Here is a 17,205-nt window from a genome sequence, read left to right as displayed (position 1 = left end):
AGCATGGCAAGATCAATTAGACCTATATAAATTTCAAGGCACAGGCAGCTATGCTGAACTCCGAGCGCGGCACATTCACAACCACCGACGGGCTAAAATTGGCTTATGACATCCATGGAGCTGGTACGCCTGTTTTATGTTTGGCTGGTCTCACCCGCAACATGGATGACTTTGATCCAATCGCTGCCAATTTTTCAGACCGCGCGCAGATCATACGTCTCGACAGCCGTGGGCGGGGCGCGTCTGACTTTGATCCAAATCCGCAAAACTATACCATCCCACAAGAAGCCAGCGATGCATTGGCACTGTTGGATCACCTAAATCTTGAACGTGCCGCCATAATCGGCACCTCGCGAGGCGGGTTGATCGCGATGGTTTTGGCCGCCACAGCGAAACATCGGTTGTCGGGTGTTTTGCTCAATGATATCGGCCCCGAGTTGAATCCTGCTGGCTTGGCGCATATCATGGATTATCTTGGCCGACCTTGCGCGTTTACGTCCTTTGAGGAGGCCGCTGAACGATTGCCACGCGCTTTGGGAACGCAGTTCCCAAATGTTAGCCACGTTGAATGGCTGGCTTATGCGAAACGCAGTTGGACGGCAGGTCCAGATCGGTTGCAACTGCGCTATGATCCCAAATTACGAGAGGCCATCGAGGCCCAAGGTGCCTCTGGTGAAACACCAGATTTATGGCCCTTGTTTCATGCGCTCAGCGGTTTGCCTTTAGCCGCATTGCGCGGCGCGCATTCTAATATTTTAACGCCAGAGTGCTGGGTCAAAATGCAGACCGCGCGTCCGGATATGATTGCGACAGAGATACCAGATCGAGGTCATGTGCCCTTTTTGGATGAGGCTGAAAGCACAGAAACGATCATGCGCTTCATCGCTGAATTGCCGATAGGCGCTTAACACAAGATACTGGCGACATCCCATGTGGGATATCACCTCAGCCCCATGAGAGACTGTGATGCACGTGCAAGTGAATGACATTGCCTTAAACATTTTGGATGACGGCCCCAAGGATGCACCTGCGGTGGTGTTTGCGCATCCTCTTGGCACCAATATGCGGATATGGGACGCCGTTTGCGATCACCTGCCCAAATCCTTGCGGCGCGTTCGGTATGATGCGCGCGGTCATGGGGCGACGGATGTGACTCCTGCGCCGTATCGCATGGGACAGTTGGTGACAGATGCCGAACAGCTTTTGGATCATCTCAACATCAAAGACTGCGTTTTTGTAGGGGCGGGATATGGCGGCTTGATCGCGCAAGGATTGGCCGTCAAACGTCTCGATCAAATTCGCGCCATGGTTTTATGTGGCACGGCGGCCAAGCTGGGCCCGCCAGCAGTGTGGGACAGACGTATCGCGCAGGTGAAAGCGGGCGGCACAGAGGCGCTGAGTGCGATTACAACTGAACGCAGTTTTACGCGCTCAGGTCGTGACAGCGAGGTGGCGCGTCAATGGATCAATGTCCTGCGCGACATGTCGGGTGAGGGCTATATCGGCAACTGCAACGCGATTTCTGGCACTGATTTTTACACGCCCACTTCTGGTCTACGCCTGCCCTGTCTAGGGCTATGCGGCATTGATGATCGTATCACCCCACCCGATTTGATGCGCGAGACACTTGAGCTGATCCCCGGCGCAAGATTTGAATTGATAAGACGCTCTGGGCATTATCCGATGTTAGAAGCACCAGAGTCTCTTGCGGCACTGTTGCGTGATTTTCTAACCGAGATAGGCCACGCCTGACGCAGCAAGCATCAACGCGCAAAATCGCCCAATCGGGATTGCAATGCAGACCAACTGGCTTACAACACCGTAACGCTAAACGTTCTTGTCATCGGATTCAGCCATGCGCGCACGCTTGCCCATTATTTTTATTGTTGCGACCATTTTGATCGATGGCATCGGCGCTGGATTGATTTTCCCTGTCTTGCCAGATCTTATCTTAGAAGTCACAGGTAAACCTTTGTCAGAAGCCGCAATTTGGGGCGGCGTTTTGGCGACAGGTTATGCCGTGATGCAATTCGTTTGTGGCCCGATTGTGGGCAACCTGTCAGATCGCTATGGGCGCAAACCGATCTTGATCGCAGCATTGTTTGTGTTGGCCATCGACTATGCGATCATGGCCGTCGCCGGATCAATTTGGTTGTTGTTATTGGGCCGCATCATCGCAGGACTGATGGCCGCGACCTATTCAACAGCCTCTGCCTTTATGGCCGATATTTCAAAACCCGAAGACCGCGAAAAAAACTTTGGCATCATTGGCGCCGCAGTAGGGATTGGCTTTGCCTTGGGGCCGGTCATTGGCGGTTTCTTGGCCGAAGTTGACACACGCGCACCGTTTTGGGTGGCAGGGGCTATGGCCTTGGCCAACGGGATTTTTGGCCTTTTGGTGATGCCCGAATCTTTACCCCTAGACAAACGCCGCCCGTTTTCCATGAAACGCGCCAACCCTTTAAACTCGTTCAAATCAGTCAGTGAATTGGGTGGCGTACGCACGCTGCTTGTGGTGTTTTTCTTGTACCAAGTGGCCTTGTTTGTCTATCCCGCCATTTGGGCCTTTTACGGCCGCGAACAATTCGCCTTTTCGGCACGTGACATCGGGCTAACTCTCTTTGTATTTGGCGTCTCGATGGGGCTCTCGCAAGCCCTATTGGTTGGCCCCATCGTGAAACGCTTTGGCGCTTATAAAACGGCTGTGTTTGGCATGACATTGGAACTGGTGATTTTCGTCACTTTCGCTGTGCTGACCCAAATTTGGCTTGTGTGGATGCTTGTTGCGCTCTCAGGTTTGGGGTCCATCGTAATGCCTGCTCTGCAAGGTATCATGAGCCGCGCCGCAAACGATGACCAACAAGGGGAACTGCAAGGCGTGCTCGGGTCCATTGCAGCATTGGCAACCATCGTCAGCCCCTTGGTGATGACCATGGTCTTTGCGCAATTTTCGCGCCCTGATACGAACTTCTATTTGCCGGGGGCACCCTTTGCAGTCTCGGCGATTTTGATCGTCGCTTGTACTGTGCTTATGCTCAACTGGCGCAAGACCAATCGTTGACCCCGCCGCCCCTCTTTGCACAACAAGCTGCTCGACCCAAACAGGTCAATATGGCAGGTTACCCGCGAAGTGGAGCGAGCATGAGTGTTCTGAAAATATCGAACCGTGACGCACGGCATCTGTGGCTGGCGGGCAATGGTTTAAGCCAAGCGCCAATCGGCACTTTGGATGCCATAGCCGATATTCACGCCCTAGGGTTTGTACAACTCGACACCATTCAGGTCGTATCGCGCGCGCATCATCACATTTTATGGAGCCGCAATCAGGCCTACCGCGAACCGATGATGGACGATCTGTTGGGACAAGGTCACGGCGTATTTGAACATTTCACCCATGACGCCTCAGTCCTGCCGATGAGCACACTGCCACTGTGGCAAAGGCAATTTCGGCGCATGAAAGAAAAGGTCGCGCGATCTTCTTGGTATGGTGATGCTTTGGATGCGCGCCTGCTGGACGAGGTGATGCGCCGCATCGCGGACGAAGGCCCCCTGTCCACCCGCGACTTTGACACGAAAATCGCGGGCACCAAAGAGATCTGGAAACGTCCACCGCACAAAAAGGCGCTGGATTATCTGTGGTATTCGGGCGATTTAGCCACCAGCCATCGCACAGGGTTCACCAAGTTTTACGATCTGGCAGAAAACGTCTTTCCGGCGGACTTGCGCACACAAAAACTGGATGACTTGGAACAGATCGACGGACTTTGCGCCATGGCATTAGACCGCATCGGCATGGGCAGCCTGACTGAAATCCGCAAGTTTTGGGACGCCACCGAGGTCAAAGAGGTCTCGCACTGGGCCAAACGCCAAGGGGGCGATCTGGTCCCTGTCGAGGTACAAGCCTTTGATGGCAGTTGGAGCAAATCTTTCACCCGCGCGGATATAGAACAGCGCTTAGACGCGCTTGAACCGCCTGCACCACGTCTACGTATCCTTAGCCCGTTTGATCCAGCCATCCGCGACCGCACGCGTTTGAAACGTCTGTTTGGCTTTGATTACACTGTGGAAATGTTTGTCCCCGCCGCCAAGCGAATATGGGGATATTACGTTTATCCCGTGCTTGAAGGCGACAGGTTTGTCGGTCGGATCGAGGCCAAAGGGGATCGCAAAAATGGCGTACTGAATGTACTCAACTATTGGATGGAACCTGATGTAAATTCCACCAAAGCACGCATCAAAAAGTTGGACGCCGAATTAGGGCGCTTTGCCAAACTTGCGGGACTGACCAAAGTCAACTGGATCTGCCCGCGTTAACGCGGCAACAGATAGGCAGCTTGCGGCACCGGATCATCAAAGTGTTTGATACTATCGCTCAAGGCCTCATGCATCAAATGCTCGGCCAATTGTGAAAACAACACTTGCTCTGTCGCAGCTTCCCAAAGGAAAAATCCGTAAGACCCAGGAATTGGATTGATCTCGTTGAACCACAGCTCGCCAGTTTCAGTGTTGTGCATGAAATCCATCCGCGGCGCACCGCGCAAACCTAAGATGGTAAAGGCCTTCGAGGCGAAATCATAAAGACGCGCTTGTAGATCAGGGTCAATGTCAGGATTGATGTCACGCGTCAGCGACAACATGCCCTGCGAAGGCACAGCCGTATTGCCCAGTTTTCCGCTGCCCGTGCTGCCCACTTCGGCAGAGGACAGGTATTTTTCTCTAAAGTCGAGCAATTCTGCTGACGATTTAGGGCGCTCGATCGCGGAAAATTTGATCTCGCCCTCACGGTACATCACCGCGATGTTCAGCTCTTCCAGATTTTGAACCTGTGGCTCGACCAAAGCAAAACTGTCTTCTTTCAGCGCGCCTTGCAAATGCACCAACAATTCATCGCGTGATTTGGCCAGTCCGACCCCGATACTAGACCCCAGATTGGCGGGTTTGATGATCAACGGATAGGACAGATCGGCTTCGACACGTGCGCAGACATCATCGGCGTGTTTCATTTCTTTGGCGTTGACCACCACATGCGGCAAAACATTCACACCAACAGAGGCGACAAGCGATTTGGTCGCATCTTTGCGCATCGCCAAAGCGGAATTGATCGCGGAAAACCCAGTGCAAGGGATACCAACGGTTTCAAGCACCCCTTGAATGCGGCCATCCTCGCCAAAGGGGCCGTGAAATACGGGCAAAGCGCAGTCGATTTGTTTGGTCCAACTGCCATCCACTGATGTCAAACATGGCCCCATATCGCCCCAAGCAAATACAACCTCGCGCAGACCTTTGGGCGCAGGGCGAAAACGGTCCAATTGGCGCAAAGCGGGCCCCTGCATAAAGCGGCCATCGAACCCCATATACACCGGTACGACATTGATTTTACGGACATCAACCGCGTCCATCAATTGTTGTGCGCTCACAACACTGACGTCGTGTTCTTGGCTCGGTCCGCCGAAAATGACGGCTAAGTTCAGCTTATTCACGTGTTTGCCTACAATCCATATGGAGTTTGCTTAATCGATACACTAGAAACAGATAAAGCACCATATCTAGTGGTCGACCAAGCGAATATCAGCAGAGTAGGCAAACATCCATGTTCTATGAAAAGAGCGGCGCAGCGACTGGCACTCCGATCATTTTTGCGCATGGATGGGGCCGCGATCATACGGATTTTGTACCAACGGCAGAGCTGATAGGTCAAGCCGCGCCCACAGTATTGCTGGACCTGCCGGGCTTCGGTAAATCACCCCGCCCCGAAGGCGACTGGACCACGCAAGATTACGCTGTTGCTGTGCGTGATTTCTTGAAGTCCGAGTTGGGTATCACAAAGTTTATCTGGGTTGGGCACAGCTTTGGCGGACGCATTGGCTTGCGTCTGGCTGCCATGGCGAACTCACCTATTGAACACCTGCATATCGTGGGTGGCGCGGGCATCAAACTGCCCCGACCTTTGCTAAAACAGATCAAAGGCAAATGGCGTGGCTGGCAATTCAAGAAACAAAAAGCCGCCGCCACATCTGAGGATGCAGTGATTGCCCTTGAGGCGCAATTTGGCAGCGCGGATTATGTGAACAGCCGCGAGCTTGGCCTGCGCGATATTTTCATTCGCACAGTTGAAGAAGATCAAACCCCAGATCTGCCCAAGATCACCTGCCCCACAACTTTACTTTATGGCGGCAAGGACACCGAGACGCCGCCCGCCATGGGTAAGGTGCTGCACCACGCCATTCCTAATTCCACCTATGTTGAATGTCCTGAATTTGATCACATCTCGATCCTGTCGCGCGGCAGACATCAATTGACGACCCACATTCTTGAGACGTTGAAGCGGGGCCAAGCATGATCCTTTTCGCCACAGTTTTACTGATCGCCGCGCTCGCCTGTTTGGTTGTGCAGCGCACCACCACCCTACTGACCTATTTCCAGCAAGAGGAATATGACGGCACACGGTTCGTCGCCTCAAGCCGCGATGTGCGCCTGTTCGACATGCGCGCATCGGCTGCTGTCGTGATCATCTTGCTTGCGGGACTGGCCTTGCCCAAAGCCCTGAGCCTTATTTTGCTCGCCGCAGTCTTTGTGATCATCGCCTATATGGAGCGTCAGTATCGCTATAAAAAACCATTGGCCAAAACCCAGCGCGCTATGCGGATATGGCGGTTGGCTTTGCTGCCTTTGGGCCTTGGTGCATTGCTGGTGTTTCTACATCCCATTTTTGCAATCCTCGTGTTGCAAGCCGTGCCTTTTGCCTTGATCGCCGCGAATATGATTTTGAAGCCTTTCCAAGATCGCATCAACGAAGGCTTTGTCGATCAAGCTCGCACAAAATTGGAAACCCTTGATCCCATTCGCATCGGCATCACAGGATCGTTTGGCAAAACCACAGTCAAACACATGTTTGCAGAAATTTTGGAAACCTCTGGTCCGGTGTTTTACAGTCCCGGATCGATCAATACGGTACTAGGTCACACACGCCACATTCGCCAACGCTTGCAATATTCGCATAAATATTTTGTGGCTGAAATGGGGGCCTACGGCATCGGATCGATCAAACGCCTGTGTGACTTTATCCATCCGCAATACGGCATCATCACGGCTGTGGGTGACGCGCACACAGAACGCTTTGGCAGTATTGACGCCATCGCACAGGCGAAATCCGAACTGGCGGCCGAGACCTGCATTGCTGGCGGCACCATGGTGATCAATGCCGATGTGATGCAATATGCGGCGTTTAAAGCCCTGAAAGACAAATACGGCGACAAGATCGTCACCGTCGGCTTGCAAGGTGCCGATGTCACCATCGATGCTGTTGAGATCGAAGGTGGATCATGGTCGATCGCGCTCAATTCTAAGAACGCGCGCATCCCTGCTTTGACCTTTGAATTGCCCTTGATCGGTGATCATAACGTGATGAACGCCGCCTTGGCTGTGACGCTTGCGCTGTTGATTGACCCCAGCACGGCTGATCAAATCCCCTATTTCACCAAGACCATCGCGCAAATTCCGCACCGTTTGCAAAAGATCGACACACCTGGCTCTGCGCTTATTCTTGATGATGCGTACAACTCTAACGAGCTTGGCTTTATGTCTGCCGTCTCGGCGCTGGACAAATTGGCAAAACACCGTGGTGGACGCCGTATTCTTGTAACCCCTGGCATTGCAGAACTCGGGTTAGAGCACGACCGCGTTCATGATCGTTTGGGCCGTTATTCAGGCACGCGTTGCGATGTGATTTACGCTGTTAACCCAAGCCGCATTGACAGTTTTGTGACAGCCGCAAAACACGAGACGGCTGAAGTGATCGAAGTGCCAACCTTTTTCGCCGCTCGCGCAGCAATTGCAAAAACGCTCACCAAGGATGACGTCGTTCTCTATGAAAACGACCTGCCAGATCTGTTGGAAGAAAAGCGGTTCTTGTAACGGTCTCATTCGAATGGCCGGTCGATCAGGACACTGAGCGCGCTGGATGACATATGGCTTTTAAACATAAATTCGTGCGTTCAAATAAATCGCGATGTATAGAGGCGACATGAACGGTTCGCTACGACATTATCTGAGAGTCTGTTGCGCGGTGCTGATGCTTGCCAGCGGCAGCGTCACGTCCGCAGCGATGATGGCACCGGACCGGACAGATGTAGCGATTACCCAAATGGTTTTGCTGGGTTTTAGCGTTGACGACATCTGTGGAGATTCGCCCACTCACAACCATCGATGTCCTTACTGTCATCTTCTGGACGATCCGCAAGCCCCAGATTCGACTAAAATTGAAACGCGCCTACTGGCCGTGAAGTTCTGGAAATTGACCGCCGATCTACATCGCGCGGCGCAGGCCAGAGATCATGGTCGATCGCCAAGAGCTCCTCCCCGTACAGTCTGATCGCGGCTCAAATCAGAGCCATTTGACCAGAAATGCGGCTCATAGGCCGCCTGAAAGCGCAGACAGCGGTGCGTCCGCGTGCGCATTTCAACGGAGACTCCAATGGAACCATTCCATCTCAACGATGGCGTTTGCATGCGTGCGACACGCCTCACAACTGGCATGTCACGGCCAAATCATTGCAGAGCATTACCTGTGCAACCTGTCGAAACATTCACCGTATCGGAGGGCAATTTCCGTGGCTGATGCAAATAGAAAAACGGGCTCATCTGCCCTATACCGCGCGGTCTGGCGGTGGCATTTCATTGCTGGGCTATTGATTTTGCCTTTCATCTTTATCATTGCCACCACGGGCGGCATCTATCTGTTCAAAGATGAAATCAATAACGCAGCCTATCGCGATTTGCGCATCGTCGCCCCCACCGACGCCGCACCGCTTGCGGCCTCGCAAATCACGGCAAATGCACTGGCGGCTCATCCAGGTGAACTAAAAGCCTATCAGCCTGCCCCAGCGCCTGACCGCGCAGCAGAGGTGAAAATACTGGGCGAAGATGGGTTAAGGAACGCCATCTTCGTTGACCCCTACACGGGCGATGTCTTGGGAACCCTTTGGGATGCGGGGGCCTCGGGCACGCCCGCGATGTATGTGGTGCGCAAGCTGCATTCGCTTGAATATGTTGGTTGGGTCGGAAACCGGATCATCGAGGCTGTCGCAGGTTGGATGGTGTTGCTGACCGCAACGGGTATCTATCTGTGGTGGCCACGGGGCAAAAAGGTCGGAACAGCCACAATCAAAGCCACAAAGGGCCGCCCGTGGTGGCGTGATCTTCACGCTGTGACAGGCATCTATTCGGCAGTATTCATTGTGTTTCTCGCGATGACTGGCCTGCCGTGGTCCTCCGTCTGGGGCGGGTATTTCTATGACAGCGCCTATGCTCTCGGGCTTGGAATGCCGGATGGCTATTGGTCGAACAAACCTCAATCCACCGTGCTCGTCGGAGAGGCTCTCGACCGCACGCCATGGATCATGGAGCAACAACCCATGCCAACATCAGGCGCGTCCTCGGGTATTCCCGCGGGGCTTGATCAAGTCGTTGCCACGGTCGAGGGGCTCGGCATCGTTCCTGGATATGCCCTGAACATGCCATCAGGCGAGACAGGTGTTTTCTCTGCCTCGGTTTATCCTGATGACATCACACAAGAGAGGGTGATCCACCTTGATCAATACACCGGTGAAGTTCTTTATGATGCAGGGTTGAACGATCTCGGAGCGCTTGGCTGGGCTGCGGAATGGGGGATCTCCATTCACATGGGGCAGGCTTGGGGTCTGGTGAACCAGATTGTATTGCTTTTGGTCTGCGTGGCCATGATGGTCATGTCCGTCGCCGCCGGAGCCATGTGGTGGAAACGCCGCCCCACTGGAGAGATAGGCACACCGCAACTCCCGACAGACTGGCGTATCCCGCGTACGGTGCTACTTATGGCCATCGTTGCAGGGATTTTCTTTCCATTGGTCGGGCTGACGCTCATCGTCCTAGCGGTTATCGAAAGTCTGATTTATCTGTCCAGACCACGCAAAGCTCAGGCATCCTGATCTGAATAGGCCATCCGGTGATATGCTGGGTGGCCTATGCGATATTTATTCGATGGCCAGCGGTCACGCCCTTGGACAAGGCCACAATTTCGGCAGTATCCATAATTGGATATGTCAAACAAAAGACCATCATGCCCCAAAGACTGACACGATATGTTGAACCGATCGACCGAGGGACATTTCCTTCGTTTGTGTTGCATATGGCAGCCATCAATAGCAGCCACCTTGTCGTCCGACATCGAAAGACCGACTTGGATTTTAATTTTATTAATATAAATCAATTGGTTATCTCTTTCATCAACAGCCTGAAAGCAAACCTATCGACACCCCAAAACCAACTTTCGACGTCTGTATGCCAACTAGATTTAAACCACTGTAGCATAGAAATAAAAAAGGCCGCCCGAGGGCGACCTTTTGTCTGAATGCAACGCGCTTACTTGAAGCGCTACCTACGCCGTGAGCGCTTCCGCGGCTCTTTTTTCTCGGCAACATTTCGATCCAGAACAACAGTCGAATCGATGCCTTGCCAATAATCGGAGATGAACGGGTTCATCTCTTCATCACAATCCGTCCGCACAAAGTATGCATCGGCGAAGTGATCAAGATTGACTTCATCATCTCTCTCAAATAGCGCTTCGCCGATTGCCTCGATGACCATTTCCACCGCCACGCCGAACCGGTATGCCACCGCATGCATGAAAAGTGGCATAAAAGCAGGTTCATCAAAAATGGACCTGTCCCGCTTTTGTGCCGCTCCGAGTGCTCGTTTAGGCCACCTTGCGTTCGAAAGCGACCGGACTTTTCCAGCCCAGTGCTGAATGACGGCGGCGTGGATTATAGAAGCCGTTGATGTATTCGAAGACGGCGATCTCGGCCTGCCTTCGGGTGTCCCATGTGTCCCGCCAGATCAATTCGGCTTTGATGCTTTTGAAGAAGGTCTCGACGGCGGCGTTATCATAACAATTGCCCTTGCCGCTCATCGATACCTTGAAGCCATGCTGACGCAGGATCTTCTGATAGTCGTGTGAACAATATTGGTTGCCACGGTCGTATGTTGAATGTCACTTGAAACTGACCCGGTAGAGGTCAGAATTGTCACTGAGAATTGACCCATGTGCAACCTTGCCGCTGACGGGATTTGTCGGGGGATATTGGAGTGATAGACATGGGATTTTTGAGCGTAATTCGACGATGGGCTTTAAGGGACAAGATGCCCATTCGCGAGATTTCACGGCGGACGGGGCCGTCTCGGAACACCATCAGGAAGTATCTGCGGGCTGATATCGTAGAACCCAACTTCCAGACGCCGACGCGGCCAAGTAAGCTTGATCCGTTTGCGGAGAAACTGTCGGGTTGGCTACTGATGGAGCAGCGTAAGTCTCGTAAAGAGCGACGCACGGCAAAACAGATGCATGCAGATTTGGTGCAGCTGGGCTTTGACGGATCATATGAGCGGGTCGCCGTCTTTGTGCGGACCTGGAAAGCAGACCGGCAGCGCGCACAGCAAATGACTGGGCGCGGGACTTTTGTGCCCTTTGTGTTCCAGCCTGGGGTAGCGTTCCAGTTTGACTGGAGCGAGGATTGGGCCACAATTGGTGGCGCACGGGTCAAGCTTCCGGTTGCTCATATCAAGCTATCACATAGCAGGGCGTTTCTGGTGCGGGCCTATTTGTTGCAGACCCACGAGATGCTATTTGATGCCCATTGGCATGCCTTCCGTGTGTTCGGCGGTATTCCAAGCCGAGGGATATACGATAATATGAAGACGGCTGTGGATAGGGTCGGTCGCGGCAAACAGCGCGATGTGAATGCACGCTTTTTGGCGATGACCAGCCACTATGTGTTTGAGCCTGAGTTTTGCAATCCAGCGGCGGGCTGGGAGAAAGGTCAGGTTGAGAAGAACGTCCGCGACGCGCGCCATCGCCTGTGGCAGGTCGCGCCTGTCTTTCCGGGCCTTGAGGCACTAAATGAATGGCTGGAAGGTCGCTGCAAAGTGCTGTGGTCGGAGACTGCACACGGCAGCTTGTCTGGCAGTATCACCGATACCTGGGAGGCCGAGAAGCCCGCGCTGATGCCATTGCCAACGGCCTTTGACGGATTTGTTGAGCTGAGCAAGCGCGTGTCGCCAACCTGCCTGATTACTTTTGATCGCAACCGTTACTCTGTGCCAGCGAGCTTTGCGAACCGCCCAGTCAGCCTGCACATCTATCCCGAACGGCTGGTCATCGTGGCCGAGGGAGCCGTGATATGCACGTATGAGCGCATCATTGAGCGGTCGCACCGTCAGCCTGGGCGCGTCATCTATGACTGGCGCCATTATCTGGCCCTTGTGCAGCGCAAACCGGGGGCGTTGCGTAACGGAGCACCGTTTGTCGAGATGCCAGAGGCGTTCCGCAAGCTTCAGAGCCTGATGCTACGTAAGCCTGGCGGAGACCCGGAAATGGTCGATATCTTATCCTTGGTTTTGCAGCATGAAGAGCAGGCCGTGCTCTGCGCTGTAGAAATGGCACTGGACGCAGGCGTGCCGACCAAGACCCATGTCCTGAACCTGCTTCACAGGCTGGTGGATGGAAAGCCAACTGATCTGCCAGACGTGACGCCACCGAGTGCGCTGTCGCTAAGCAAAGAACCCGAGGCCAATGTTGCGCGCTATGACGGGTTGCGCCAAGGAGGTGCGCGCCATGCGTCATGATCCTGCCGGTGCCGCTATCGTCATCATGCTGCGCAGCCTCAAGCTTCCAGGGATGGCCGTGGCTGTGAACGATCTACTTGAACAGGGGGCACCCGCGTTCGATGCAGCCGTTCCGATATTATCGCAGTTGCTTAAAGCTGAGATGGCCGAATGCGAGGTACGCTCCATCGCTTATCACATGAAAGCAGCGCGCTTCCCTGCCTACAAGGATTTTTCTGGCTTCACATTTACTGACAGTGAGATCAACGAAGCTCTGGTGCGGCAACTGCATCGCTGTGAGTTCATGGACGCGGCTGAGAATGTCGTTTTGATCGGTGGTCCTGGCACGGGAAAATCGCATGTCGCGACGGCCCTCGGCGTTCAAGCCATTGAACATCATCGCAAGCGCGTGCGCTTCTTCTCGACGGTTGAGCTGGTCAATGCGCTGGAACAAGAAAAGGTTCAGGGCAAAGCTGGAAAGATCGCTGAGGCGCTGATCAAGACGAATTTGGTGATCTTAAACGAGCTGGGCTATCTTCCGTTCAGCATCTCAGGCGGTGCTTTGCTGTTCCATCTTCTGAGCAAGCTCTACGAGCGCACAAGCGTAGTCATCACCACCAATTTGAGCTTCAGCGAATGGGCCACGGTCTTCGGTGACGCCAAGATGACCACCGCGCTCCTCGATCGCCTCACCCACCGCTGCCACATTCTGGAGACCGGTAATGACAGCTACCGCTTCAAAGCCAGCTCCGAGATCGCGAAACAGAAACGAAAGGAAACATCGGCATTGACCACATCATAACGAAGAAAGCATAACGACTGAGCGGGCCAGATCTCGGTGACAATACCGGGTCAGTTTTAAGTGACATTCAACACCTGAGTGATAAAACTCAAGCCATTGATAATATTGGTGAATTAGTGTTGGTTGCGGGAGTAGGATTTGAACCTACGACCTTCAGGTTATGAGCCTGACGAGCTACCGGGCTGCTCCATCCCGCGACAGGGTATAATCCGGAGTATGAGGATCGTTTAGAGAGATTAAATATGTCCTGCTGAAGGGACATTTCAGAGGTTCTTATTAGGTTTGGCGGTGACCTACTCTCCCACGTCTTAAGACGCAGTACCATCGGCGCAACCGTGCTTAACGGCCGAGTTCGGGATGGGATCGGGTGTTTCACTAGCGCTGTGACCACCAAACCGAATAAGAACCTCTGTTTCACTCCTAGGAGTGTCCAAGTCTAAGTACATTTTACTGTGTGTGTTGGTATGTATGCTTTTGTTTGTCTCAGTATTAGTAAACTTTATCAGTTTTGCTTTTACTGGATCAAATCAAGCCTATCGGGCAATTAGTACCAGTCAACTGAATGCATTACTGCACTTACATCTCTGGCCTATCGACGAGGTGGTCTACCTCGGCCCTCAGGGATACCTTGTTTTGAGGGGGGCTTCCCGCTTAGATGCCTTCAGCGGTTATCCTGTCCGATCATAGCTACCCAGCACTGCTATTGGCATAACAACTGGTCCACCAGTGGATCGTTCACCCCGGTCCTCTCGTACTAGGGGCAACTCCTCTCAAGTATCCTACACCCACGGCAGATAGGGACCGAACTGTCTCACGACGTTCTAAACCCAGCTCACGTACCTCTTTAAACGGCGAACAGCCGTACCCTTGGGACCTGCTCCAGCCCCAGGATGAGATGAGCCGACATCGAGGTGCCAAACACTGCCGTCGATATGGACTCTTGGGCAGTATCAGCCTGTTATCCCCGGCGTACCTTTTATCCGTTGAGCGATGGCCCTTCCACTCGGGACCACCGGATCACTATGACCGACTTTCGTCTCTGCTCGACTTGTCAGTCTCGCAGTCAGGCTGGCTTCTGCCATTGCACTCAACGACCGATTTCCGACCGGTCTGAGCCAACCTTCGCGCGCCTCCGTTACTCTTTAGGAGGCGACCGCCCCAGTCAAACTACCCGCCACACAGGGTCCCGGATCCGGATAACGGACCGCGGTTAGACATCAAACAGAACAAGGGTGGTATCTCAAGGGAGGCTCCACCAAAACTAGCGTCTTGGTTTCAAAGCCCACCACCTATCCTGCACATGTTCGGTCTAATGCCAGTGTGAAGCTGTAGTAAAGGTGCACGGGGTCTTTCCGTCTAACCGCGGGAAGCCTGCATCTTGACAGGCAATTCAATTTCGCTGAGTCTATGTTGGAGACAGCGGGGAAGTCGTTACGCCATTCGTGCAGGTCGGAACTTACCCGACAAGGAATTTCGCTACCTTAGGACCGTTATAGTTACGGCCGCCGTTTACCTGGGCTTCAATTCGGAGCTTGCACTCCTCCTTTTAACCTTCAGGCACCGGGCAGGCGTCAGACCCTATACGTCGTCTTACGACTTCGCAGAGCCCTGTGTTTTTAGTAAACAGTCGCCACCCCCTGGTTTGTGCCCCCAGCTCCAAGTTGCCTTAGAACCGGGCCTCCTTCTCGCGAACTTACGGAGGTATTTTGCCGAGTTCCTTCAACATAGTTCTCTCAAGCGCCTTGGTATTCTCTACCTATCCACCTGTGTCGGTTTAGGGTACGATCTAACGATGGAGCTATTTCCAGGAACCTCTAAGCAGCCCATTCAATCCGATAAGGATGAACTACCCTCGAGATCCGTCACTTCCATCTGGCCCAGGAATATTAACCTGGTTCCCATCGACTACGCCTTTCGGCCTCGCCTTAGGGGTCGGCTTACCCTGCTCAGATTAGCTTTAAGCAGGAACCCTTGGATTTTCGGCGAGGGAGTCTCTCACTCCCTTTGTCGCTACTCATGTCATCATTCTCACTAGTGATCTCTCCACCGGATCGCTCACGCGCCGGCTTCACAGAAAGCTCCTTGTGTCTAAGACCTTCCGAAGAAGGTTAAAGACACATGGAACTATGTCACACTACGCTCTGCTACCACGTATACAAATATACATCCTCAGCTTCGGCTCATGGCTTGAGCCCCGTTACATCTTCGCCGCAGGACAACTTATCTAGACCAGTGAGCTGTTACGCTATCTTTAAAGGATGGCTGCTTCTAAGCCAACCTCCTGGTTGTTTTGGTCGTCCCACCTGCTTTCCCACTTAGCCATGAATTAGGGGCCTTAGCTGGAGGTTAGGGTTGTTTCCCTCTTCACGACGGACGTTAGCATTCGCCGTGTGTCTGCCATCTAGTACTCCCGGGTATTCGGAGTTTGGTTAGGATCAGTAAGCCTGTGGGGCCCCATTACCCATCCAGTGCTCTACCCCCCGGGGTATTCGGATGACGCTCTACCTAAATAGATTTCGCAGAGAACCAGCTATCTCCGAGTTTGATTGGCCTTTCACCCCTAGGCACAACTCATCCCGACCTTTTTCAACAGGTGTGGGTTCGGCCCTCCAGTAAGTGTTACCTTACCTTCAGCCTGGTCATGCCTAGATCACTCGGTTTCGGGTCTGATCCCACAAACTCATACGCCCTATTAAGACTCGCTTTCGCTGCGCCTACACCTAACGGCTTAAGCTTGCTTGTGAGACCAAGTCGATGACCCATTATACAAAAGGTACGCCGTCAGGATTCAAGATCCCTCCGACTGCTTGTAGGCGTCCGGTTTCAGAAACTGTTTCACTCCCCTCGTCGGGGTGCTTTTCACCTTTCCCTCACGGTACTGGTTCACTATCGGTCAGTAAGGAGTACTTAGCCTTCGGGGGTGGTCCCCCGATCTTCAGACAGAATTTCACGTGTTCCGCCCTACTTAATACGTCCCATCGAGCTTCCTATACGGGGCTATCACCCGCTATGGCCACGCTTTCCAACGTGTTCTAGTCACTCTCAAGGCTCGGCTGATCCGCGTTCGCTCGCCACTACTAACGGAGTCTCTATTGATGTCCTTTCCTCCGGGTACTTAGATGTTTCAGTTCCCCGGGTTTGCTCTTTTAAACCTATGTATTCAGTCTAAAAGTACCTGGTTCAATCCATTATAAAGTGCCGTAAAGCAATTATAACAAACTGTCAGGTGGGTTGCCCCATTCGGAAATCCATGGATCAAAGCTTATTCTCAGCTCCCCATAGCTTATCGCAGAGTATCACGTCCTTCATCGCCTCTTACTGCCTAGGCATTCACCAAACGCCCTTCTCGCGCTTGATTTGATCCAGAAAGAGCAAAACTGTGACCGAAGTCACGCCATTTTGCAGACCTACACAAGCTGGTAAGATGTGTAGATGCGCTTTCCAAACCAAAAGCATACATTTTCCCGCCAGATCTATAAGATCTGACATAAGACAACATCCTGTATGAAGGGATGCGTCTCAGCTCGAAGACCGTGCGATCTACGAGCTTGGTTAGTGTACTTGACTTGGACAACATTGCGTTTTGCAACCGCGATACCTGTGATCCGCCGAGGAGGCTTTGCACCGGCCGGCTTCCGAAGAAGCAGCAGTTGAGCTCATCCAAATACTATGGGGAGCAACAATGTTGTTCGTTACATTAAGAACAAATCTCAATGTAACATTTAATCTCTCTATACGATGTCAATCAGCTGGACCTTCCAAAGGAA

Annotated in this window: 11 protein-coding genes, 1 tRNA gene, 2 rRNA genes and 1 pseudogene; 9 read left to right on the top strand and 6 right to left on the bottom strand. The window is 53.0% G+C overall.

The genetic code is table 11. The annotated features are described in order from the left end of the window. The first annotated feature begins 50 nt into the window (after window positions 1-50). From KO503_RS00655 to KO503_RS00640, 4 genes are all read left to right on the top strand, one after another. Window positions 51-908 carry an alpha/beta fold hydrolase gene (locus tag KO503_RS00655; RefSeq protein ID WP_215989669.1) on the top strand — a complete coding sequence of 286 codons (858 nt, stop codon included), beginning with the start codon at window positions 51-53 and terminating at the stop codon, window positions 906-908. A 58-nt stretch (window positions 909-966) separates the two neighbouring features. Then, entirely contained in the window at window positions 967-1,752 is a 786-nt protein-coding gene (locus tag KO503_RS00650) for an alpha/beta fold hydrolase (RefSeq protein ID WP_215989709.1), read from the top strand. A 103-nt stretch (window positions 1,753-1,855) separates the two neighbouring features. Further along, a complete protein-coding gene (locus KO503_RS00645) occupies window positions 1,856-3,061 on the top strand; it encodes a TCR/Tet family MFS transporter (RefSeq protein ID WP_215989668.1) in 1,206 nt (401 codons plus the stop codon). A gap of 80 nt (window positions 3,062-3,141) precedes the next feature. Then, entirely contained in the window at window positions 3,142-4,314 is a 1,173-nt protein-coding gene (locus tag KO503_RS00640) for a winged helix-turn-helix domain-containing protein (protein ID WP_215989667.1), read from the top strand. On the opposite strand, the gene KO503_RS00635 is transcribed toward KO503_RS00640, so the two are convergent. Further along, window positions 4,311-5,480 carry a hypothetical protein gene (locus KO503_RS00635; protein ID WP_215989666.1) on the bottom strand — a complete coding sequence of 390 codons (1,170 nt, stop codon included), beginning with the start codon at window positions 5,478-5,480 and terminating at the stop codon, window positions 4,311-4,313. The genes KO503_RS00640 and KO503_RS00635 overlap by 4 nt on opposite strands. A 110-nt stretch (window positions 5,481-5,590) precedes the next feature. Here KO503_RS00635 and KO503_RS00630 point away from each other — a divergent pair, with 110 nt between their 5' ends. From KO503_RS00630 to KO503_RS00620, 3 genes are all read left to right on the top strand, one after another. Continuing rightward, the gene (locus KO503_RS00630; protein WP_215989665.1) at window positions 5,591-6,340 is read left to right on the top strand and encodes an alpha/beta fold hydrolase; all 750 of its coding nucleotides are present in this window, start codon (window positions 5,591-5,593) and stop codon (window positions 6,338-6,340) included. Beyond that, on the top strand, window positions 6,337-7,914 hold the full coding sequence (locus tag KO503_RS00625; RefSeq protein ID WP_215989664.1) for a Mur ligase family protein: 1,578 nt from the start codon (window positions 6,337-6,339) through the stop codon (window positions 7,912-7,914). The genes KO503_RS00630 and KO503_RS00625 overlap by 4 nt, the downstream gene beginning before the upstream one ends. Window positions 7,915-8,609: 695 nt before the next feature. Beyond that, window positions 8,610-9,965, top strand: coding sequence for a PepSY-associated TM helix domain-containing protein (locus KO503_RS00620; RefSeq protein WP_303506917.1), 1,356 nt, complete (start codon window positions 8,610-8,612; stop codon window positions 9,963-9,965). Between the two features lie 445 nt (window positions 9,966-10,410). On the opposite strand, the gene KO503_RS00615 is transcribed toward KO503_RS00620, so the two are convergent. Beyond that, window positions 10,411-10,674, bottom strand: coding sequence for a hypothetical protein (locus tag KO503_RS00615; protein WP_215989662.1), 264 nt, complete (start codon window positions 10,672-10,674; stop codon window positions 10,411-10,413). Between the two features lie 58 nt (window positions 10,675-10,732). Continuing rightward, a pseudogene (locus KO503_RS00610) lies at window positions 10,733-11,014 on the bottom strand (IS3 family transposase); the annotation flags it as partial. 116 nt (window positions 11,015-11,130) lie between these two features. Between KO503_RS00610 and istA the strand changes: the two are divergent. After that, the gene (gene istA / locus KO503_RS00605; RefSeq protein WP_215989661.1) at window positions 11,131-12,657 is read left to right on the top strand and encodes an IS21 family transposase; all 1,527 of its coding nucleotides are present in this window, start codon (window positions 11,131-11,133) and stop codon (window positions 12,655-12,657) included. Then, window positions 12,647-13,438 carry an IS21-like element helper ATPase IstB gene (gene istB, locus KO503_RS00600; RefSeq protein ID WP_215989660.1) on the top strand — a complete coding sequence of 264 codons (792 nt, stop codon included), beginning with the start codon at window positions 12,647-12,649 and terminating at the stop codon, window positions 13,436-13,438. The genes istA and istB overlap by 11 nt, the downstream gene beginning before the upstream one ends. Window positions 13,439-13,558: 120 nt before the next feature. On the opposite strand, the gene KO503_RS00595 is transcribed toward istB, so the two are convergent. The 3 genes from KO503_RS00595 to KO503_RS00585 form a co-directional block, all read right to left on the bottom strand. Next, a tRNA-Met gene (locus KO503_RS00595) sits at window positions 13,559-13,635 on the bottom strand. 83 nt (window positions 13,636-13,718) lie between these two features. Next, window positions 13,719-13,833, bottom strand: a 5S ribosomal RNA gene (gene rrf, locus KO503_RS00590). A gap of 128 nt (window positions 13,834-13,961) precedes the next feature. Then, window positions 13,962-16,796 (bottom strand): 23S ribosomal RNA (locus KO503_RS00585). Between the last annotated feature and the right edge of the window lie 409 nt (window positions 16,797-17,205).

The sequence above is a fragment of the Pacificibacter marinus genome (assembly GCF_018860505.1).
Taxonomy (GTDB): Bacteria; Pseudomonadota; Alphaproteobacteria; order Rhodobacterales; family Rhodobacteraceae; genus Celeribacter; species Celeribacter marinus_B.
The sequence above is the reverse complement of the archived record's forward strand: the minus strand, read 5'-3'. Positions and strand labels throughout refer to the sequence as shown.

Bases quoted from the DNA above. Each gene is read 5' to 3' on its own strand.
- KO503_RS00655 (WP_215989669.1), top strand. From the start codon at position 51: ATGCTGAACTCCGAGCGCGGCACATTCACAACCACCGACGGGCTAAAA.
- KO503_RS00625 (WP_215989664.1), top strand. From the start codon at position 6,337: ATGATCCTTTTCGCCACAGTTTTACTGATCGCCGCGCTCGCCTGTTTG.
- KO503_RS00615 (WP_215989662.1), bottom strand. From the start codon at position 10,674: ATGCCACTTTTCATGCATGCGGTGGCATACCGGTTCGGCGTGGCGGTG.
- KO503_RS00650 (WP_215989709.1), top strand. From the start codon at position 967: ATGCACGTGCAAGTGAATGACATTGCCTTAAACATTTTGGATGACGGC.
- KO503_RS00640 (WP_215989667.1), top strand. From the start codon at position 3,142: ATGAGTGTTCTGAAAATATCGAACCGTGACGCACGGCATCTGTGGCTG.
- KO503_RS00645 (WP_215989668.1), top strand. From the start codon at position 1,856: ATGCGCGCACGCTTGCCCATTATTTTTATTGTTGCGACCATTTTGATC.
- istB (WP_215989660.1), top strand. From the start codon at position 12,647: ATGCGTCATGATCCTGCCGGTGCCGCTATCGTCATCATGCTGCGCAGC.
- istA (WP_215989661.1), top strand. From the start codon at position 11,131: ATGGGATTTTTGAGCGTAATTCGACGATGGGCTTTAAGGGACAAGATG.
- KO503_RS00630 (WP_215989665.1), top strand. From the start codon at position 5,591: ATGTTCTATGAAAAGAGCGGCGCAGCGACTGGCACTCCGATCATTTTT.